The organism is Bartonella sp. AA86SXKL (assembly GCF_042196885.1).
Map to the genome: position 1 here is coordinate 1 of NZ_JBHIRE010000315.1, position 725 is coordinate 725.

Genomic DNA, 725 nt, shown 5'->3' on the forward strand with positions numbered 1-725 from the left:
TGTTCCATCACAGGATATGGTTCTTGGTCTTTACTATCTTTCGATTGTTTCTGAAAAAGAACCGGGCGAGGGGATGGTTTTTTCCGATATAGGCGAACTTCATCACGCCTTGGAAAATAAGGTTGTAACTCTTCACACGAAGATCAAAGGCCGCGTTAAAAATATCGATAAGGATGGAAAAGAAGTTGCTAAGCTTTATGATACAACACCTGGTCGTTTGATTATTGGGGAGCTTTTACCGAAAAATCCAAGTATCTCCTTTGATATTGTTAATCAAGAAATGACTAAAAAGAACATTTCTAAAATGATTGACCAAGTTTATCGACACTGTGGGCAAAAAGAAACGGTTATTTTTTGTGACCGTATTATGCAGCTTGGCTTTTCTCATGCTTGTCGTGCGGGAATATCATTTGGTAAGGACGATATGCTTATTCCTGATAGCAAGTTGCGTTTGGTTGCAGAAACGGAAGCTTTGGCTAAAGAGTATGAACAACAATATAATGATGGTCTCATTACACAAGGTGAAAAATATAACAAAGTTGTAGATGCTTGGGGTAAATGTACGGATCGTGTTGCCGACGAAATGATGAAACGTATTCAAGCTGTCGAATTTGATCCTAAAACAGGTCGTCAGCGGCCAATGAATTCGATCTATATGATGTCACATTCTGGTGCGCGTGGTTCTGCTAACCAGATGAAACAGTTGGCTGGTATGCGTGGGTTGA

The 725-nt window shown here is 39.9% G+C and carries 1 pseudogene; it reads left to right on the plus strand.

Annotated elements, in window-relative coordinates:
• Positions 1 to 725, plus strand: a pseudogene (locus tag ACFIO5_RS11750) (DNA-directed RNA polymerase subunit beta'); the annotation flags it as partial.